Here is a 20817-nt window from a genome sequence, read left to right on the forward strand (position 1 = left end):
TGCGCCTGATTGCCACAAATCCGGCCTGCCCAAACAGGCCGGAGAGAGACGGCGCGAGACTATCCCTGACTAGCTGCGCTTAATCGTTTTCACGCCATCCGGCGTTCCCACCAGCGCGACATCCGCGCCACGGTTGGCAAACAGACCGACCGTCACCACACCGGCGATACCATTAATTCGGTTCTCCATCGCAATCGCGTCAGAAATATTCAGATTATGCACATCCAGAATGACGTTGCCGTTGTCGGTCACGACCCCCTGACGATATTCCGGCTGACCGCCCAATTTGACCAGTTCCCGCGCGACGTAAGACCGCGCCATAGGGATCACCTCAACCGGCAACGGGAAACGCCCCAGAATATCGACCTGTTTGGTGGCATCGACGATACAGACAAACTGCCGGGCGATGGCGGCGACGATTTTTTCACGCGTCAACGCCGCGCCCCCGCCCTTAATCATCTGCATAGGGCCGTTGATTTCGTCCGCGCCGTCCACGTAAACGTCCAACACATCAACTTCATTGCAATCAAACACCGGAATACCCAGGCTCTTCAGTTTGGCTGTAGAGGCGTCCGAACTGGACACGGCGCCTTCGATCTGATTTTTGATGGTGCCCAGCGCATCAATAAAATGCGCCGCCGTCGAGCCTGTGCCAACACCGACGATAGTACCGGGGCGCACGTAATCCAGCGCGGCCCAGCCGACGGCTTTTTTGAGTTCATCCTGTGTCATGGTCTGATTGCCTGTTGCTTTAAAAAGTGTGCGTATTATAAGGCAGACGTTACCTAAAAGGCGTGATTTAGCGTTTGCGTATACGCAAATTTGAGGAGTTCGCAGATAAACGCGTCATTTATTAGAGAGGTGACGCCAAAAATTATGGCATAGTGAAAAGAGTAATATTATTCACAGGAACTTTCCCCCTTCATGAAACGCCCGGACTATCGCACTCTTCAGGCCCTGGACGCCGTAATCCGCGAGCGGGGCTTTGAACGCGCAGCACAGAAACTTTGCATTACTCAATCCGCCGTATCGCAGCGCATCAAGCAGCTTGAGAATCTCTTTGGTCAGCCGCTGTTGGTCAGAACGATCCCTCCCCGTCCGACCGAACAGGGGCAAAAGCTGTTGGCGTTGCTGCATCAGGTTGAACTGCTGGAAGAAGAATGGCTTGGCGATGAAAATAGCAGCGAGGCCCCTCTCCTGCTATCGCTGGCGGTCAACGCCGATAGTCTGGCGACTTGGCTGCTGCCGGCATTGCAGTCTGTATTGGCGGATTCCCCGATACGTCTGAATCTGCAGGTTGAGGACGAAACGCGCACGCAGGAACGCTTGCGACGCGGCGAGGTAGTCGGTGCCGTCAGTATTCAACCGCAGCCCCTGCCCAGCTGTCTGGTCGACGCGCTAGGCGCGTTGGACTATCTTTTCGTCGCCTCGCCGGAATTCGCCACACGCTATTTTCCAAACGGCGTCACGCGCTCCGCCCTGCTGCGCGCACCGGCGGTGGCTTTCGACCATTTGGATGACATGCATCAGGCGTTTTTACAGCAAAACTTCGACCTGTCGCCCGGCAGCGTCCCCTGCCATATCGTGAACTCGTCGGAAGCTTTTGTTCAGTTGGCCCGTCAGGGCACCACCTGCTGCATGATCCCCCACCTGCAGATCGAACGTGAGCTGGCTAATGGCGAGCTGATCGATCTTACACCCGGCCTGCTACAGCGCCGGATGCTGTACTGGCATCGCTTCGCGCCGGAAAGCCGGATGATGCGTAAAGTGACGGATGCGCTGTTGGAACACGGGCGTCGGGTGCTGCGTCAGCCTTGATCGCAGTATGCTCCGCGCCCGCGAAATCGGGGGATCAGGGCTGACGTTGCAACTCAAATACGACGTCGACCTGATCGTCGAAATGAATGGTTTGCTGTTCGTAGGTCTGTGACGCCATCGTCTGTACGGCGGCATCCGACGCTTTCAGCATACGAGCCACCGGCACCGGCTGGTAATTGGCGACGTGATAGCGAATGCTGTAAATCGGCCCCAGCGTCGCTTTGAAACCACCGGCTAACGCCTTCGCCTGGCTGCTTGCCTGCTCAATCGCCTTCTGGCGAGCTTGATCCCGATAGGTATCGGGATGAGATACGCTCAGATCGACCGTACGGATTTCATTCAGGCCGGCCTTCAGCGCGCCATCCAGTAGCTCGTTTAACTTATCCAATTGACGTACGGTCACTTCCACCTGTCGGACGGCACTATAGCCTTTCAACACGCTACCGCCGGTTTTCAGATAATCGTATTCAGGTTGGGTGCGGATATTAGCCGCATTGATATCCTTTTTGTCGATCCCCTGTTTGGCGAGGAAATCGAAATATTGCGCAACGCGGGCGTCCGCTTGTTTTTTAGCGTCAGCGGCATCCTTGGAGGACACGCTGACTTCAATAGCCAGTCGGGCGATATCCGGCGTGGCGTCTACGCTGGCTGAGCCAGAGGTGACGATATGCGGGCCATTAGGCAACTCGTTGGCTGTAGCCGCGGCGGATAGCGTCCCCATACCGATAATCGCAGCCAATGTCAGTGTCTTGAGTTTCACACTCTCTCCTTTCAAATTATGACGGCAATGCACACCATACGTGAGGTGGCTCCCCCACAATATAGGAGAGTTTCTAAAGATTGGCAGGGGGGTTTGGTAAACAAAAGGAAAATGAAGAATGGAAATGCGCTGACCGTAAAGCGTGTGGGCAGCGCATAAAAAGAAAGGTCTGATTTACGCCTTGTCGGCGGGTTCCGCCGTCGCGGTCTGGTGCAGATGCACATCCATCTGCGGGTAAGGAATGCCGATCTGGTGTTCATCAAGCGCGCGCTTGAAGTTTTCCAGCAAGTCCCAGTACACCACGGTGGAGTCTGCGTTGCTTGTCCATACGCGCACAACGAAGTTCAGAGAGGAGGCTGCCATTTCGTTCAACCGGATCACGACATCTTTATCTTTCTGAATACGCTCATCCGCATTGATGATATCGCCCAGCACTTTTTTCACCACATCGATATCCGCATCGTAAGCGACGCCCACGATGATCTCGGTACGACGATTCGGCTCGCGGGAGCTGTTGATGATATTGCCGGAGATGATTTTGCCGTTCGGGACGACGATGATTCGACCATCAACCGTCAGCAACGTACTGGAGAAAATCTGCACCTGAGTGACGGTACCGCTCACCCCGCCCAGATCGACCGTTTCGCCGGTACGGAAAGGACGGAACATGACAATCAGCACGCCAGCAGCAAAGTTAGACAATGAGCCTTGCAGTGCCAAACCTACGGCCAAACCGGCGGCACCCAACACGGCGATAATCGATGCCGTCTGTACGCCGATGCGGCTCAACGCGGCAATTAGTGTAAATGCAATCACGCCGTAACGCGCAATGGCGGAGAGGAAATCCGCAACCGTAGCATCAATACTCCGCGCCCGCATCAGGCGGTTCAGCGTGCGGGACAAGATCCGCGCGACAATCAATCCGGCAATCAGAATGACCAGCGAGGAAATAATATTTACTGCATACTCCAGCAGCACATGTTGGTTGTTGGTCAACCAGGTCTGCACGCGACTGACGCTTTCTGTTACACCTAAATCTTCCATTGACTCACTCCTGTTTGAAACTCGCTAAACTGATTCACTCACTCACACCAAAATCTACCGTCATTTGTATAAAACTGCAGTAAAAATAAGGCTCCCGAAGGAGCCTTATTGAAGCCGTTTAGATTGTATTTATTACAGAACGTCGATCGCGTTCAGTTCTTTAAAGGCTTGTTCCAGACGGGCGATCATGGTGCTCTGCGCAGCACGCAGCCATGCACGCGGGTCGTAGTATTTCTTGTTCGGCTTGTCAGCGCCTTCCGGGTTACCCAGCTGTGCCTGCAGGTAGCCTTCGTTTTTCTTGTAGTACTGCAGAATACCTTCCCAGGTAGCCCACTGGGTGTCGGTATCGATGTTCATTTTGATCACACCGTAACCAACCGCTTCTTCGATTTCCGCAGCAGTAGAACCAGAACCGCCGTGGAACACGAAGTTCAGGCTGTTGTGCGGCAGGTTGTATTTTTCAGAAACGAAGTCCTGAGAGTTGCGCAGGATTTTCGGAGTCAGCTGGACGTTACCCGGCTTGTAAACGCCGTGTACGTTACCGAAGGAAGCCGCGATGGTGAAACGCGGGCTGATAGCGTTCAGTTTTTCGTACGCGTAAGCCACGTCTTCCGGCTGAGTGTACAGCGCGGAGTTGTCCAGATGGCTGTTATCTACGCCATCTTCTTCACCGCCGGTGCAACCCAGTTCAATTTCCAGCGTCATACCCAGCTTCGCCATGCGAGTCAGGTATTTGCTGCAGATTTCGATGTTTTCTTCCAGAGACTCTTCAGACAGGTCGATCATGTGAGAAGAGAACAGCGGTTTGCCGTTAGCCGCGAAGAATTTTTCGCCGGCGTCCAGCAGTCCGTCCAGCCACGGCAGCAGTTTCTTCGCGCAGTGGTCAGTGTGCAGGATAACCGGAACACCATAGTATTCAGCCATCTGATGAACGTGATGCGCGCCAGAGATAGCACCCTGGATAGCCGCTTGCTGCGGAACATCGGATTTCAGGCCTTTACCTGCGATAAAGCCAGCACCGCCGTTGGAGAACTGCACAATGACAGGTGCGCGAACTTTTGCAGCGGTTTCCAGCACGGCGTTAATTGAGTCGGTACCGACACAGTTAACGGCGGGCAGGGCAAATTTGTTTTCTTTTGCGACTGCAAAAACTTTCTGTACGTCATCACCAGTGATGACACCAGGTTTTACGAAATCGAAGATTTTAGACATGTTACGTGTCCTGTTTCGTTGGCCGTGGGGGGTTAGAGATAGCAACGGTCGCCTCCACCTCAGCATAGAGGCAACCGTAAACGGGAGATACCTCTCCCGTCGTTCGATATTACTGCTTAGCGCGTTCTTCCAGCATCACTACGGCTGGCAGTTTTTTACCTTCAACGAACTCAAGGAAGGCGCCGCCGCCAGTAGAGATGTAAGAGATTTTATCTTCAATGCCGAACAAGTCGATAGCAGCCAGGGTGTCGCCGCCGCCCGCGATAGAGAAAGCGTCGCTATCGGCAATCGCCTGAGCGATCACTTCGGTGCCTTTACGGAAGTTCGGGAATTCGAACACACCTACCGGACCGTTCCACAGGATAGTCTTGGCATTTCTCAGGATTTCAGCCAGGCGTTCTGCAGAAACGTCGCCCAGATCCAGCACCTGTTCGTCGTCTTTGATTTCAGAGACGGATTTCATCGTGCAGCTTGCAGTTTCTGAGAACTCAGTCGCCACGCGCACATCGCTCGGTACCGGGATATCACAGGTTTCCAGCAGTTTTTTCGCTTCCGGAATCAGGTCCGCTTCGTACAGGGATTTACCCACGTTGTGACCCTGAGCCGCGATGAAGGTATTGGCGATACCGCCACCGACGATCAGCTGGTCAGCGATTTTAGACAGAGAGTCCAGAACGGTCAGTTTGGTGGAAACTTTAGAACCGCCGACGATTGCGACCATCGGGCGAGCCGGTTTGCCCAGGGCTTTGCCCAGCGCTTCCAGTTCAGCAGACAGCAGCGGACCTGCGCAGGCGATGGGGGCGAATTTACCTACGCCGTGAGTCGAAGCCTGAGCGCGGTGAGCCGTACCGAAGGCGTCCATGACGAATACGTCGCACAGCGCGGCATATTTTTTCGCCAGCACTTCGTCATCTTTCTTCTCGCCTTTGTTGAAGCGGACGTTTTCCAGAACAACCAGTTCGCCTTCCGCGACATCAACGCCTTCCAGGTAGTCTTTCGCCAGACGGACGGGTGAAGACAGTTTGTCTTTCAGGTAGTTAACAACCGGCAGCAGAGAAAATTCTTCGTTGTATTCGCCTTCGGTAGGACGACCCAGGTGGGAAGTCACCATCACGCGGGCACCCTGCTTCAGCGCTTTTTCGATTGTCGGCAGAGATGCGCGGATACGCGCATCGGACGTCACTTTGCCAGCTTTAACCGGTACATTCAGATCCGCACGGATCAGCACACGTTTGCCAGCCAGATCCAGATCGGTCATCTTAATTACAGCCATGGTGAATCCTCTTGGTTGATTCTCTTAAAGTTGCTTGAGCGAGGCGTCGGCAGAACCGCCGCCGCGTACTAGAATCCGCAGGCCGCCATTGCCCGAGTTGTATCCAACATACGGTTGGCGAAGCCCCATTCATTATCGCACCAGACCAGTGTTTTTATCAGATGATGTCCACTGACCCGGGTTTGTGTTCCGTCCACGATCGCGCTGTGCGGATCGTGATTAAAATCGGCCGAAACTAACGGTAATTCTGTGTAGTCAACTATACCACGAAATGCCCCTCGCGCTGAGCTTTGCAGCAGGTTGTTGATTTCGCAGACGTTTACTTTACATCTCACGCTAACGCTCAAATCGATCGCCGTGACGTTCGTGGTGGGAACCCGCACGGATATCGCTTCGAAACGATCCTGAAACTTCGGGAAAAACCGCGTGATTCCCGCCGCCAGTTTGGTATCCACCGGAATGATTGACTGGCTGGCCGCACGCGTGCGACGCAAATCATGGTGATAGGCGTCAATCACCGGTTGATCGTTCATGGAAGCATGAATGGTGGTGACGGTGCCGCTTTCAATGCCAAATGCGTCATCGAGCAGTTTTATCACGGGAATAATACAGTTGGTGGTGCAGGATGCGTTCGACACCAGACGGTGCTCGGACCGTAAATCATTGTGGTTGACACCGTACACCACAGTGGCGTCCAGATCTGGCGTGCCAGGATGCGAAAACAGCACTTTGCGGGCGCCAGCGGCCAGATGCGCTTCGCCATCGGCCCGACTGCCGTAAACGCCGCTACAGTCCAGCACGATGTCCACGCCCAGTTCTTTCCAGGGCAGGTTGTGCGGCTGCGGCTCGTGCAGCAGGCGGATGATGTCATCCCCCACGTACAACTGGTCGCATTCCTGACCGACATCCCACGAAAAACGGCCGTGGCTGCTGTCATATTTGAGCAGGTGAGCGATCCCTTCGGCATTCGCCAGTTCATTGATCGCGACGACGGAGATCTCGGCGCGCCGTCCGGACTCATAGAGAGCCCGCAGTACACTGCGTCCTATCCGACCAAAACCGTTTATCGCAATACGGATCGTCATGAAATTCCCTGTGCAATGATAAAACCGCTGGTCCTATAGAATAATCAGTACATCGTCAGGAATAAACCGTTGGTTATACCTTGCGTTCTCTTCGTCATCGGCCCGTAAAACCCGGCTGATTGAGCGGAAATGGGTGACTGCTCCGATGACTGAAACGCTTCAGCTAGCATAAACGAATTCATTGTCAAAGGGAATCGTCCCCACGGGCATGTGCCAGAAGAGTGACGTACGTCAAAAAAATGAATACAACTACTTGTCGCATTGAAAAAGCAGGGATCGAAGATAAAAAAAGCCGGGGAAATTCCCCGGCCTGTTTCGGCAAACGCAGTACTTATTTCAGCAAGGCTTTCGCTTTTGCGACCACGTTTTCGGTTGTGAAACCAAACTCTTTGAACAACAGCTCGGCCGGAGCAGACTCGCCAAAGGTGGTCATGCCGACAATCGCCCCGTTCAGGCCGACATATTTGTACCAGTAGTCGGCGATACCGGCTTCCACCGCCACGCGCGCGCTGACGGCGGCAGGCAAGACAGATTCACGGTACGCAGCATCCTGCTTGTCGAACGCGTCGGTAGAAGGCATGGAAACCACGCGCGCCTTCACGCCGTCGTTCGTCAGCTGCTGCCAAGCCGCCACGGCCAGTTCCACTTCAGAACCGGTAGCGATCAGGATCAGGTCAGGCTGACCTTCGCTGTCTTTCAGTACGTAAGCGCCTTTGGCGATATTCGCCAGTTGCTCAGCGGTACGTTCCTGCTGCGCCAGATTCTGACGAGACAGGATCAGAGCGGAAGGACCATCCTGACGTTCAATCGCATATTTCCATGCCACGGCGGTTTCGACCTGGTCAGCCGGACGCCAGGTGCTGAGGTTCGGCGTAACACGCAGGCTCGCCAGCTGTTCAACAGGCTGGTGAGTCGGACCATCTTCACCCAGACCGATGGAATCATGGGTATAAACATAGATGCTGCGCAGTTTCATCAGCGCCGCCATACGTACCGCGTTACGCGCATACTCCACGAACATCAGGAAGGTCGCGGTATAAGGAATGAAACCGCTGTGCAGGCCAATCCCGTTAGCGATAGCGGTCATACCAAATTCGCGCACACCATAATGGATATAGTTGCCCGCAGGATCTTCATTTAGCGGCTTGGAGCCTGACCACATGGTCAAGTTGCTTGGCGCCAAATCTGCCGATCCACCCAGGAATTCAGGCAACAGCTTGCCGTAGTTCTCCAGCGCATTCTGAGAAGCCTTACGGCTGGCAATACTGGCTGGGTTGGCCTGTAGTTCTTCAATATATTTGGCGGATTCCGCCTGCCAGTTTGCCGGCAGTTCGCCGTCGACACGACGACGGAATTCAGCGGCCAGATCCGGATAGGCGCTGGCGTAAGCGTCGAACGCCTTGTTCCAGTCAGCTTCTTTGCGCTGTCCCGCGTCGCGGGCATCCCACTCGGCGTAGATGTCGGCCGGGATTTCGAACGGACCGTAGTTCCAGCCGATATTTTCTCGGGTTGCGGCTACTTCGGCATCGCCCAGCGCAGCACCATGCACTTCATGCGTACCCTGCTTGTTCGGCGAACCAAAGCCGATGACCGTTTTGCACATCAGCAGAGACGGTTTGTCGGTCACCAGTTGAGCTTCGGCGATGGCGCGTTTGATCGCATCCGCATCGTGACCGTCGATACCACGGATCACGTGCCAGCCGTAGGCTTCAAAGCGAGCGGCCGTATCGTCCGTGAACCAACCGGTGATGTGACCATCGATGGAAATGCCGTTGTCATCGTAGAACGCGGTCAGTTTGCCGAGCTTCAGCGTCCCCGCCAGTGAACAGACCTCGTGCGAGATCCCTTCCATCATGCAGCCGTCGCCCATGAACGCATAAGTGTGGTGATCGACGATGTTATGCCCCGGGCGGTTGAACTGCGACGCCAGCGTACGCTCGGCGATAGCCATACCGACCGCGTTGGCGATCCCCTGCCCCAGCGGACCCGTGGTGGTTTCTACGCCCGGCGTATAGCCGACCTCCGGGTGACCCGGCGTTTTGGAATGCAGCTGACGGAAATTCTTCAGCTCTTCCAACGGCAGATCGTAGCCGGTCAGGTGCAGCAGGCTGTAGATCAGCATGGAGGCGTGGCCGTTGGACAGCACGAAGCGGTCGCGGTTCGCCCAGTGCGGGTTAGCAGGATTATGATTGAGGTAGTCACGCCACAGGACTTCGGCGATATCGGCCATACCCATCGGTGCGCCCGGATGGCCAGATTTGGCCTTCTGCACACCATCCATGCTCAACGCACGGATAGCATTGGCAAGTTCTTTACGAGAGGACATGCTTTACTCCAGATCGGATTGAACAAGTGTCTTGCCGAACACACGATATATAAATCAGAACGTTAGCCCGAAAAGACCAAGAAGAGATAGTTTTAAATGTACATGAAAACCTAGTCGAATGCACTGGGTACCGTACGCGCCAAAACGCCTCTGGGACGGGGGATCTATGCCGTTTCAGCCCCGTTAAACTTCCCCGTTGCCCATCCATTCAGGGTTACAGCGTACTATTTCCTGACGAATTAAATGTTCTGAATTTATTCCTATTAATACCATGTACATTCCCTTACATTATCCACGTTTTTATTACGTCTTTAGTCGAAGACGTGTTGTTTTTACTTACAATCCTAGGGAGATAAGGGATGAAATTACGAGTTTCACTGTTAGCGATCGTCATGGCAACGTCATTAAGCGGCTGTAAGAGCATGGACGCAGCACAAATGCTGCAGTCCGGCACCCAGGCTTTCAAAGCCGCCTCTCTGAGTGATTCAGACGTGAAAACGCTGAGCACGCAGTCTTGTGAGGAAATGGATAAAGAGGCGAGCATCGCACCCGCCAACAGCAAATACACCAAACGCCTGAATAAAATCGCCAACTCACTCGGTCACGACATCAACGGCACCCCGGCTAATTACAAAGTTTACCTGACGAAAGACGTCAACGCCTGGGCGATGGCTAACGGCTGCATCCGCGTTTACAGCGGCCTAATGGACATGATGGACGATAACGAAGTGGAAGGTGTACTGGGCCACGAAATGGGCCACGTCGCGCTGGGCCACACCCGTAAAGCCATGCAGGTCGCTTACGCGGCAGAAGCGGCACGCTCCGCAGCCGCGTCTGCGGGCGGCGTTGCCGCTACGCTGTCCAAGTCTCAGTTGGCCGATCTGGGCGAAGCGCTGGTTAACGCGCAGTTCTCTCAGGCTCAGGAATCTCAGGCTGATGACTACTCCTTCGATCTGTTGAAAAAGCGTGGCGTCAACCGCGAAGGTCTGGCGACCAGCTTCGAGAAACTGGCGAAGATGGATGCAGGCCGCGACAGCAGCATGTTTGACTCCCACCCGGCGTCTAAAGAACGCGCCGAACATATCCGCAAGCGTATCGCCGAAAACAAATAATCGCGGATGCTTTCAGATAAAGACAAAGGGCGCCGCGGCGCCCTTTTCACTGATCTCCGCCACCACAGCTCATTTATCCCGCCCGAGGTCTTCATCGCATTACTCTGTCCATTCCTACGGCTCGAATGCCTTATCATCGGTCGCTTGCTAACATGGCGCGAAGTCCCAGAGGACAACGTCTATGACCTGAAATCTCGGCATGATGACGGCAGAAAGAAGAAAGGCTGAGTTCACACTCAGCCTTCTTGTATTGTGACGCTTCGGGAGATGTTATTCGTCTTCAAGGTAGGTGTAGCCGTACAGCCCGGTCTCGAACTCATGCAGGAACTGCGCCCGCAGCTCCGGCTGTAGCTGAGCCGCATTTACCTGATCGCGGAAGCGAGACATCAGTACATCCGGATTCAGTTGTACGTACTCCAGCATATCCGCAACCGTATCGCCTTCGTCCGACTCCACAATGTCGACCTTGCCGTCTTCTCCGACGAAAACGTCCACGGTGGCGGTGTCGCCGAACAGGTTATGCATGTTGCCCAGAATTTCCTGATAGGCGCCCACCATAAAGAAGCCCAGCAGCGGCGGATCTTCCGGATTGTACGGCGGCATCGGCATGGTCGTGGCAATACCGTCGCCATCAATATAATGGTCGATCGCGCCATCGGAATCGCAGGTGATATCCAGCAAGACCGCGCGACGTTCCGGCAGTTTATCCAGCCCTTCCAGCGGCAGCACCGGGAACAGTTGGTCGATACCCCACGCATCCGGCATAGACTGGAACAGCGAGAAGTTGACGTACAGCTTGTCCGCCATTCTCTCTTGCAGTTCGTCGATGATGGGTCGGTGCGCGCGATTGCTGGGATCGAGCTGCTGCTGAATACGCTGGCAGATGCTCAGATAAAGTTGTTCCGCCTGCGCCCGCTGCGTCAGATCCAACATGCCGTGCGCATATTGCGTGTGGACATCGTACAGGTCCATCTGACTGTCGTGCAGCCATTCACGCAGGGAGCGACGGTTGCCCGTTTGGGTAATCTCATTCCAGGTCGACCACATGCTTTCCAGCGCGCGCGGGGCGTCTTCACCCGGCGCTTCCGGCTCGCTGAACTCGTTACGTTCCACGCCGATGATGTTGGACACCAGCACCGTATGGTGCGCTGTCAGGGCACGGCCGGACTCGGTGATCACCATTGGATGCGGCAGACCATGTTCGTTACAGGCGTCGCCGATACCCCAGATGACGTTGTTGGCATATTCGTTCAGGCCGTAGTTCACGGAGCAGTCCGACTGCGAGCGCGTCCCTTCATAGTCCACGCCCAAACCGCCGCCCACGTCGAAGCACTGAATATTCACGCCCAGCTTGTGCAGTTCGACATAGAAGCGGGCCGATTCGCGCACGCCGGTCGCGATATCCCGGATATTCGCCAGCTGAGAGCCGAGGTGGAAATGCAGCAATTGCAGGCTTTCCAGGCGGTTGGCCTCGCGCAGCATTTCGACCAGTTGCAGTACCTGTATTGCCGCCAGTCCGAATTTGGATTTTTCGCCGCCGCTGGACTGCCATTTGCCGGAGCCTTGAGAGGCCAGTCGGGCGCGTACGCCCAGACGCGGCACCACGTTCAGACGCTCCGCTTCTTCCAGCACCAGCCGGATTTCCGACATTTTCTCAATCACCAGGTACACTTTGTGCCCCAGTTTCTCGCCGATCAGCGCCAGACGAATATATTCGCGGTCTTTGTAACCGTTGCAGACGATAACGGTGCGGGTCATGCCGGCATGACCGAGCACGGCCATCAGCTCCGCCTTGGAACCCGCTTCCAGCCCCAGCGGTTCGCCGGAGTTCACCAGCGACTCGATCACTCTGCGATGCTGGTTCACCTTGATTGGATAAACCAAAAAGTAGCGGCCTTCGTAGCCGAAAGATTCGCGAGCACGCTGGAACGCGCCGTTGATAGAGCGCAGACGGTGCTTCAGGATTTGCGGGAAGCAGAACAGCGCAGGCAAACGACGATCTTCTTTCCCCTGACGCTCTTTCACCAAATTAGCCAGGTCGACACGCGCTTCAGGCACCTCCGGATCGGGACAAACGGTGATATGCCCCAGTTCGTTGACGTCATAATAGTTATTGCCCCACCAGGCAATATTGTAGGTGCGCAGCATTTCGCTAGCGTCGCGGTCATTCATGGCCACCTCCTGCATGGAGCGTACATTGTCGTGCTTACCCGCCGCTGACGAGTGCGAATGGATCATGTCGTCAGACATGGCAGTCCCCTTCTGTTGTAGCGTTATCGTCAATCATGGATGCTCCAGCGTAGACAACCTGAAACAGGCGTTCAGCCTGCACCACGAATGATGCAGGGCCCGGCAGAGAGTAGTATGCCGTCGTTTTGTGACTCTTTTCAGTGTAAAGCACGATGTCAGGCTCCGAGATATGTTTCGGTAAAAATCCAGGGAAACCATCATCAGAAGAACGCGCGGCGTCCATCTGCACAGGAATGAAAGAGGGTCAGCCGGCGCGGGAATCCTGCGTCGCACTGCGGGAAAGACAATGCTGGGCTGAAAGCGGAAAGAGATGATACGAAAGCGCCATAGCGGCGACGGCGCGTCGCGGAGAGCGCGACTCACGGAACAAACAACGGATCATTAATCCTATCACCTCCCAGCAGGCCGCAGGCTGTGCGGTCTGGCCAATAATGGAAACGGCAAAAAACCAAGCATATCACGGGTATTGAAACTGAGCGGCGGTTATACCGATCCCAACGTAGAAAATCAAAATGAAATTCGTAACAATCCGCGGAGTTGCGGCAAAGGGCGATAGATACCATCAAACGGGATCCGGTTCGACGGGCAAAAACTACTGGCAATAGGACTAAAAACCGACCTAAAATAGCCATCCAGATGTTAATCCGTCTATACCGATTAACCGATACACTGCTTAACGGCTTTGCTCTTACAAGGTAAAGAAACTCATGGCTAGACACCTATTTACATCCGAGTCTGTTTCCGAAGGACATCCTGACAAAATCGCCGACCAGATCTCTGACGCGGTTCTTGATGCGATTCTGGAACAGGATCCCAAAGCACGCGTCGCTTGCGAAACTTACGTCAAAACCGGAATGGTGTTAGTCGGTGGTGAAATTACGACCAGCGCCTGGGTAGATATTGAAGAGATCACGCGTCGCACGGTTCGCGACATTGGCTACGTGAATTCAGATATGGGATTCGACGCCAACTCTTGCGCAGTGCTGAGCGCCATCGGCAAACAGTCTCCGGATATCAATCAGGGCGTTGACCGCACCGATCCGCTGGAGCAAGGCGCCGGCGACCAGGGCCTGATGTTTGGCTATGCGACCAACGAAACCGACGTGCTGATGCCCGCACCGATCACCTTCGCCCACCGTCTGGTACAGCGCCAGTCCGAAGTGCGTAAAAACGGTACGCTGCCGTGGCTGCGTCCGGATGCGAAAAGCCAGGTCACCTTCGCTTACGATAACGGCAAAATCGCCGGTATCGACGCCGTGGTCCTATCCACTCAGCATGCTGAAGACATCAAACTCAAAGATCTTCAGGAAGCGGTGATGGAAGAGATCATCAAACCTGTGCTGCCTAGCGAATGGCTGACCGCCAGCACCAAATACTTCATCAACCCGACCGGCCGTTTCGTCATCGGTGGCCCGATGGGCGACTGTGGCCTGACCGGCCGTAAGATCATCGTCGATACATACGGCGGCGCGGCGCGTCACGGCGGCGGCGCGTTTTCCGGTAAGGATCCGTCTAAAGTCGACCGCTCCGCAGCCTATGCGGCGCGTTATGTGGCGAAGAACATCGTGGCCGCTGGCCTGGCCGATCGTTGTGAAATTCAGGTTTCCTACGCCATCGGCGTGGCTGAACCGACGTCCATCGCCGTCGAAACCTTCGGCACCGAGAAGATCTCCTCCGATCGACTGGCGGAACTGGTGCGCGAATATTTCGATCTGCGTCCGTACGGTCTGATCCAGATGCTGGATCTGTTACATCCGATCTATCAGGAAACCGCTGCGTACGGCCACTTTGGCCGCGAGCATTTCCCCTGGGAGAAAACCGACGTCGCTCCGAAACTACGCGACGCCGCTGGCCTGTAATTCCTGCTGTTCCACCAAAGCCAGCACGGCTGGCTTTGGTATTATTTAAGTTCCTCACTTTTCAGATACTTCCGCACAGACCTCTCACCCGCTTCTGGCTACATTTACCTTTCCGTAACACCTTGATAATCCTCACCGATGCGTATCCTGCGTTGTTTATCGTCTTTTTTGTAATCGATTACAGATCATTCCCTGGCGCTTTTCGGATTGCCTGAATGCTGAATTGTCATATATAGATAGCCAGCCAATATCAACAATCGGCAACAAAATTGTAACCGTTTACACCTATTAGGGGCGGATCACACAACGCGATGCCATGGCAGCCTATGCTACGGCGTACCAGGGTTAATATTCACAAGTGAGGTTGTATGGTTGGGGCTAAAAATAACAACAGAACGTCCAATAAAACCATGACGTTTTTGGTGTGCTTTCTTGCCGCGCTGGCAGGGCTGCTGTTCGGTTTGGATATCGGAGTGATTGCCGGCGCGCTGCCGTTTATCACACAAACATTTCAAATGACGAGTCATCAGCAAGAGTGGGTCGTCAGCTCAATGATGTTCGGCGCGGCTATCGGCGCTATCGGCAGCGGCTGGCTTTCGTCTCATCTGGGTAGAAAAACCAGCCTGATGGTGGCTTCCGTCCTGTTTGTCGTCGGCTCGCTGAGTTCGGCATTGGCGCCGAACGTCGAAGTATTGATCTTCTCCCGCGTGATCCTCGGTCTCGCCGTCGGCGTAGCGTCTTATACGGCGCCGCTGTACCTGTCCGAGATCGCGCCCGAGAAAATCCGCGGCAGCATGATCTCCATGTATCAGTTGATGATCACTATCGGCATTCTCGGGGCTTATCTGTCCGACACGGCGTTCAGCTACACCGGCTCCTGGCGCTGGATGCTGGGGGTGATTACGCTCCCCGCAGTGCTGCTGTTTATCGGCGTATTCTTCCTGCCGGGCAGCCCGCGCTGGCTGGCGGCCAAGGGACGCTTTAACGACGCCAGACGCGTGCTGGACAGGCTGCGAGACTCCACCGAACAGGCGAAAAAAGAACTGGATGAGATTCGGGAAAGCTTGCAAATTAAACAGAGCGGCTGGGCGCTGTTTACCCGTAATGTTAACTTCCGCCGCGCGGTCTACCTGGGCATTTTGTTGCAGGTGATGCAACAGTTTACCGGCATGAACGTCATCATGTATTACGCGCCGAAGATCTTCGATATCGCAGGCTTCACCAGCACCGGACAGCAGATGTGGGGAACCGTGATCGTCGGGGCCGTCAATGTACTGGCCACCTTCATCGCCATCGGTCTGGTTGACCGCTGGGGACGCAAGCCGACGCTGATTCTGGGCTTCGTAGTCATGGCTTTCGGTATGGGCGTGCTGGGAACAATGCTGCACATCGGCATGACTTCCAGCGGGATGCAATATGCCGCCATCATCATGCTGCTGATGTTTATTGTCGGATTCGCCATGAGCGCCGGTCCGCTAATCTGGGTGTTGTGCTCGGAAATCCAGCCGCTGCGCGGTCGGGATTTCGGCATCACCGTCTCAACGACCACGAACTGGATCGCCAACATGATCGTCGGAGCGACCTTCCTGACCTTGCTGAACACGTTGGGAAACGCCAATACCTTCTGGGTCTACGGCGGCCTCAACGTCTTGTTCATCGTACTGACGCTACTGTTGATCCCGGAGACCAAAAACGTCTCGCTGGAGCACATCGAACATAACCTGATGTCCGGCAAGCGCCTGCGCAGTATCGGCGAATAGCCCTTCCCTTCCGGGGCACGTTTACAACCGTGCCCCGGTCACCGTATGCTTGACGCCATGAAGAATGAACGCGTCCCTATCGCACTCCATCAGGCGGTAATGCGCTGCCTGCGAGAAAAGCTGGCGCTCGCCAATGCTGCTCTCGACAGCGACTACCCCGAACCCATTGTCACCTATAACCAGCGCGGCGCCACCGCCGGAAGCGCCTGGCTGCAAGATTGGGAAATTCGGATTAACCCCGTGCTGTTGCAGGAAAATCAACAGGCATTCATCGATGAAGTCGTCCCCCACGAGTTGGCGCACCTGCTGGTCTACGCTCGCTTCGGCAAAGCGCCCCCACACAGCAAAGCCTGGCGATGGATGATGGAGCATGTTCTGGCGGTGCCGGCTCGCCGTACGCATACATTCGCCGTGACGTCTGTGCGGGGGAAAACCTTTCGCTACCAGTGCGCCTGTCAGCAACACGAACTGACGGTAAGGCGTCATAATCGCATCCTCCGCGGCGAAACCGAGTACCGCTGCCGGCGCTGCGGCACCCCTCTCAAGCGCGAGGGAAAAGGAGCGAGTTAACCTTAGATTCCAGTTTTTTCCGACCGAGCATGGCGTTGCCTCACCGTAGCGCTTCCGGTACTCTGCACGCTTTTATGCCTAAGGCGCTTTGGAACATGCTTCGCAACATTCTTGTTATCGCTACCGTAGGCTACGGCCTGATTACTGTTTCTGCGTTCAGCCAGGAAATTCATAGTTTCACTCAGGCCAAAGCCGCCGCGGTGAAAATCAACCGAGACGTGCCGGGCAGCTTCTACTGCGGTTGCCGTATCATCTGGCAAGGCAAGAAAGGCATCCCCGATCTTCAGTCCTGCGGCTATGAAGTCCGTAAAAACGCCAATCGCGCCAACCGTATCGAATGGGAACATGTCGTACCGGCCTGGCAGTTCGGCCACCAGCGTCAATGCTGGCAAAATGGCGGCCGTAAAAACTGCGAGCAGGATGAGGTCTACCGCGAGATGGAGACCGACCTGCATAACCTAGAGCCAGCCATCGGCGAGGTCAACGGCGACCGCGGCAACCTGATGTATAACCAGTGGAACGGCAGCGAGAAGCAGTACGGTCAGTGCGAGATGAAAATCGACTTCAAAAACAAGATGGTTGAACCGCCCGAACGCGCTCGCGGCCCCATCGCCCGCACCTATTTTTATATGCGCGACCGCTATCATCTAACGCTTTCCCGCCAGCAGACCCAGCTGTTTGAAATCTGGAACCAGCGGTATCCCGTGACGCAGTGGGAATGTACCCGCGACAATCGCATCGCCCAGGTGCAGGGCAATCACAACCCCTACGTGCAACAAGCTTGCCAGCAGTGATCCGGCTACCTACTATAGCTTAGGTCCTCAACACCGCCGTCCGCGGACGGCGGTGGGCTTCACCCGGGCGGATCCGCCCATTCCGACAGACATAACGTAAAGGCCAGAACATCAATGCGAATACCGCGCATTTTCCATCCTGAAACGCTATCGACAGGCGGCGGCGAAACCGACCTGAGCGCAGACGCCGCCAATCATATCGGCCGCGTACTGCGCATGAACCGCGGTCAGGCGCTACAGTTATTTGACGGCAGCAACTGCATTTTCGATGCGGAAATTCTGCTGGCCGACAAAAAACGGGTACAAGTACGCTATAACGCCGCGCAGCAGGAAGACCGGGAGTCTCCGCTGCATCTGCATCTCGGACAGGTGATTTCACGCGGTGAGAAAATGGAATTCACTATCCAGAAATCCATTGAGCTGGGCGTGAATGAAATTACTCCCCTGTTTTCAGAACGTTGCGGCGTCAAGCTTGACGGTGATCGTCTGGAGAAAAAGCTGTCCCAATGGCAAAAAATCGCTATCGGCGCCTGCGAACAGTGCGGTAGAAACCGTATTCCACTCATTCGTCCTCCCCTGTCGCTGGAAAGCTGGTGCGCGGAACCGGACAATGGGTTAAAACTGAACCTGCATCCGCGGGCGACGCACAGCATCAACACGCTACCCACGCCGGTGCAACGTGTCCGGCTACTGATTGGCCCGGAAGGCGGCCTTTCGTCCGATGAAATTGCGATGACGGCAGAACACGGCTTTACCGATATTCTGCTGGGGCCTCGCGTTCTGCGTACAGAAACCACAGCGCTCACCGCAATCACCGCATTGCAGGTTCGATTCGGCGATCTGGGGTAAAGGAGAAAGAGAATGATCAAACTCGGCATCGTGATGGACCCGATTGCAGCCATCAACATTAAAAAAGACACCAGCTTCGCCATGCTGTTGGAAGCGCAGCGCAGGGGCTGGGAGCTGCATTATATGGAGATGGACGATCTCTATCTGAACGAGGGCGAAGCACGCGCCACCACTCGCAAACTCAGCGTCGAGCACAACTACGACGGCTGGTATCAGTTCGGCGACGCGCAAGATATCGCCCTGCATGAGCTGGACGTAGTGCTGATGCGTAAAGATCCGCCGTTCGATACCGAGTTCATCTACGCCACCTATATCCTTGAACGCGCTGAAGAAAAAGGCACGCTAATCGTTAACAAACCGCAAAGTCTGCGCGACTGCAATGAAAAGCTGTTCACCGCCTGGTTCTCCGACCTGACGCCCGCGACGCGGGTCACCCGCCGCGCCGACAAACTGCGCGAGTTTCACCAGCAGCATAAAGACGTCATCCTCAAGCCGCTGGACGGCATGGGCGGCGCCTCCATCTTCCGCCTGAAACAGGATGACGCCAACGTGTCGGTCATCATTGAAACGCTGACCGAACACGGCAGCCGCTACTGCATGGCACAGAACTATCTGCCCGCCATCAAAGACGGCGATAAGCGCGTATTGGTCGTGGACGGAGAACCGGTTCCTTACTGCTTGGCCCGTATACCGCAAGGGGGAGAAACGCGCGGTAATCTGGCCGCGGGCGGGCGGGGAGAAGCGCGTCCGCTGAGCGAAAGCGACTGGCGGATCGCCCGAACCGTCGCCCCGACCTTGAAACAGAAAGGACTGATTTTCGTCGGCCTGGATATCATCGGCGACCGTCTGACCGAGATCAACGTCACCAGCCCAACCTGCGTACGTGAGATCGAAGCGGCGTTCCCGGACATCTCCATTACCGGCATGCTGATGGACGCCATCGAACGGCGGCTGTCCGCACGCTGATCACTCTTCGACGGCCAGGAAACAATCTCTGGTCGACCATGCACATCTGCCGGGTTCGTCGGCTGGCGACGAACCTTAACAACGACAGAAAACGATAAGAACTGACCATGAATTTACAGCATCACTTTCTTATCGCGATGCCTGCGATGCAGGATCCGGTATTTAAACGGTCCGTGGTATACGTCTGTGAACACGGTGAAGACGGTGCGATGGGGTTAATCATCAATAAACCGATGGAGCAGTTCACCGTCGACGATATTTTGAAAAAACTGAAAATCACTCCGCCGGAGTCAAAATCCGATATTCGGCTGGATAAACCGGTTTTTTCCGGCGGTCCGCTGGCGGATGACCGCGGCTTTATTCTTCACACCCCGCAGGCGGGCTTCGCCTCCAGTATCTCCGTATCGCCCGATACGATGATTACCACATCCAAGGACGTACTGGAGACGATGGGGACGGTCGACCAGCCCAATAACACGCTGGTTGCCCTGGGTTATACGGCCTGGGAAGGCGGACAGCTTGAGAGCGAGCTGTTGGACAATGCCTGGCTGACCGTCAACGCCGATCAGGACATCCTATTCCACACGCCGATAGCGGACCGCTGGCGCGTCGCCGCGAAGAAGCTCGGCGTGGATATCCATATGATCGCCAGTGATGCGGGACACGCCTGATGAGCCACCGCACCATCATGGCATTCGACTTCGGCACCCGCAGCATCGGCGTCGCCATCGGTCAGGATCTGACGCGCACCGCCCGCCCGCTGCAAGCATTCAAAGCACAGGACGGCACGCCAGACTGGCAAAAGGTCGAGAAGCTGATATGGGAATGGCAGCCCGAGCTGGTGATCGTCGGCCTGCCGCTGAACATGGACGGCACGGAACAGCCACTGACGGCGCGTGCGAGAAAATTCGCTCAGCGCCTTCATGGCCGCTTCGGCGTGGTGGTGGAACTGCATGATGAACGTTTAAGCACGGTGGAAGCACGATCCGGACTGTTCGCTCAGGGCGGTTTCCGGGCTCTGGATAAAGGCAGCGTCGACTCCGCCTCTGCGGTCGTCATTCTTGAAAGCTGGTTCGAACAGCACTAGCGTCATCTTGCAGCTTATAACGACGCCGAAATAACGCCCGGCCGAGGCTCAT

18 protein-coding genes are annotated in these 20817 nt (G+C 55.4%); 10 read left to right on the forward strand and 8 right to left on the reverse strand.

The genetic code is table 11. The features are described 5' to 3' along the window. Window positions 1-69 precede the first annotated feature (69 nt). Window positions 70-732 carry a ribose-5-phosphate isomerase RpiA gene (gene rpiA / locus BLU64_RS08035; RefSeq protein ID WP_026741629.1) on the reverse strand — a complete coding sequence of 221 codons (663 nt, stop codon included), beginning with the start codon at window positions 730-732 and terminating at the stop codon, window positions 70-72. Between the two features lie 192 nt (window positions 733-924). Here rpiA and BLU64_RS08040 point away from each other — a divergent pair, with 192 nt between their 5' ends. Then, window positions 925-1818 (forward strand): LysR family transcriptional regulator ArgP, encoded by an 894-nt coding sequence (locus BLU64_RS08040; protein ID WP_074728336.1) that lies wholly within the window; start codon window positions 925-927, stop codon window positions 1816-1818. Between the two features lie 34 nt (window positions 1819-1852). Here BLU64_RS08040 and BLU64_RS08045 read toward each other — a convergent pair whose 3' ends face one another. The 6 genes from BLU64_RS08045 to tkt form a co-directional block, all read right to left on the reverse strand. Continuing rightward, the gene (locus BLU64_RS08045; RefSeq protein WP_074728338.1) at window positions 1853-2578 is read right to left on the reverse strand and encodes an oxidative stress defense protein; all 726 of its coding nucleotides are present in this window, start codon (window positions 2576-2578) and stop codon (window positions 1853-1855) included. A 174-nt stretch (window positions 2579-2752) separates the two neighbouring features. Continuing rightward, window positions 2753-3622: a small-conductance mechanosensitive channel MscS gene (gene mscS / locus BLU64_RS08050; protein ID WP_026741626.1), complete on the reverse strand. Its 870-nt coding sequence runs from the start codon at window positions 3620-3622 to the stop codon at window positions 2753-2755. Between the two features lie 132 nt (window positions 3623-3754). After that, window positions 3755-4834 (reverse strand): class II fructose-bisphosphate aldolase, encoded by a 1080-nt coding sequence (gene fbaA, locus BLU64_RS08055; protein WP_026741625.1) that lies wholly within the window; start codon window positions 4832-4834, stop codon window positions 3755-3757. Window positions 4835-4943: 109 nt separating this feature from the next. Continuing rightward, complete coding sequence (gene pgk, locus BLU64_RS08060) at window positions 4944-6107, reverse strand: phosphoglycerate kinase (RefSeq protein WP_074728340.1); 1164 nt, start codon at window positions 6105-6107, stop codon at window positions 4944-4946. A 68-nt stretch (window positions 6108-6175) separates the two neighbouring features. Next, complete coding sequence (epd, locus tag BLU64_RS08065) at window positions 6176-7192, reverse strand: erythrose-4-phosphate dehydrogenase (RefSeq protein WP_026741623.1); 1017 nt, start codon at window positions 7190-7192, stop codon at window positions 6176-6178. A 331-nt stretch (window positions 7193-7523) separates the two neighbouring features. After that, window positions 7524-9518 carry a transketolase gene (tkt, locus tag BLU64_RS08070; protein WP_026741622.1) on the reverse strand — a complete coding sequence of 665 codons (1995 nt, stop codon included), beginning with the start codon at window positions 9516-9518 and terminating at the stop codon, window positions 7524-7526. Between the two features lie 359 nt (window positions 9519-9877). On the opposite strand from tkt, the gene loiP reads away from it, so the two are divergent. Next, complete coding sequence (gene loiP / locus BLU64_RS08075) at window positions 9878-10630, forward strand: metalloprotease LoiP (RefSeq protein ID WP_026741621.1); 753 nt, start codon at window positions 9878-9880, stop codon at window positions 10628-10630. A 270-nt stretch (window positions 10631-10900) separates the two neighbouring features. On the opposite strand, the gene speA is transcribed toward loiP, so the two are convergent. Next, a complete protein-coding gene (gene speA, locus BLU64_RS08080; protein ID WP_026741620.1) occupies window positions 10901-12880 on the reverse strand; it encodes a biosynthetic arginine decarboxylase in 1980 nt (659 codons plus the stop codon). Between the two features lie 707 nt (window positions 12881-13587). Between speA and metK the strand changes: the two genes are divergently transcribed. The 8 genes from metK to ruvX all read left to right on the forward strand — a co-directional run bounded on the left by metK (window position 13588) and on the right by ruvX (window position 20765). After that, entirely contained in the window at window positions 13588-14739 is a 1152-nt protein-coding gene (gene metK / locus BLU64_RS08090; protein WP_026741618.1) for a methionine adenosyltransferase, read from the forward strand. Window positions 14740-15107: 368 nt separating this feature from the next. Further along, window positions 15108-16499: a sugar porter family MFS transporter gene (locus tag BLU64_RS08095; RefSeq protein ID WP_026741617.1), complete on the forward strand. Its 1392-nt coding sequence runs from the start codon at window positions 15108-15110 to the stop codon at window positions 16497-16499. Between the two features lie 57 nt (window positions 16500-16556). After that, the gene (locus tag BLU64_RS08100; RefSeq protein ID WP_026741616.1) at window positions 16557-17069 is read left to right on the forward strand and encodes a SprT family zinc-dependent metalloprotease; all 513 of its coding nucleotides are present in this window, start codon (window positions 16557-16559) and stop codon (window positions 17067-17069) included. A 95-nt stretch (window positions 17070-17164) separates the two neighbouring features. Next, window positions 17165-17863: a deoxyribonuclease I gene (gene endA / locus BLU64_RS08105; protein ID WP_026741615.1), complete on the forward strand. Its 699-nt coding sequence runs from the start codon at window positions 17165-17167 to the stop codon at window positions 17861-17863. Window positions 17864-17977: 114 nt separating this feature from the next. Beyond that, a complete protein-coding gene (gene rsmE / locus BLU64_RS08110; RefSeq protein ID WP_026739016.1) occupies window positions 17978-18712 on the forward strand; it encodes a 16S rRNA (uracil(1498)-N(3))-methyltransferase in 735 nt (244 codons plus the stop codon). Window positions 18713-18724: 12 nt separating this feature from the next. After that, the gene (gshB, locus tag BLU64_RS08115) at window positions 18725-19678 is read left to right on the forward strand and encodes a glutathione synthase (protein ID WP_026741613.1); all 954 of its coding nucleotides are present in this window, start codon (window positions 18725-18727) and stop codon (window positions 19676-19678) included. Between the two features lie 107 nt (window positions 19679-19785). Beyond that, window positions 19786-20349, forward strand: a complete 564-nt coding sequence (locus BLU64_RS08120; RefSeq protein ID WP_026741612.1) for a YqgE/AlgH family protein — start codon at window positions 19786-19788, stop codon at window positions 20347-20349. Then, window positions 20349-20765 (forward strand): Holliday junction resolvase RuvX, encoded by a 417-nt coding sequence (gene ruvX / locus BLU64_RS08125; protein WP_026741611.1) that lies wholly within the window; start codon window positions 20349-20351, stop codon window positions 20763-20765. Before BLU64_RS08120 ends, ruvX begins: the two co-directional genes overlap by 1 nt. Window positions 20766-20817 lie beyond the last annotated feature (52 nt).

Origin of the sequence: Lonsdalea quercina (assembly GCF_900107885.1) — a bacterium.
GTDB lineage: Bacteria > Pseudomonadota > Gammaproteobacteria > Enterobacterales > Enterobacteriaceae > Lonsdalea > Lonsdalea quercina.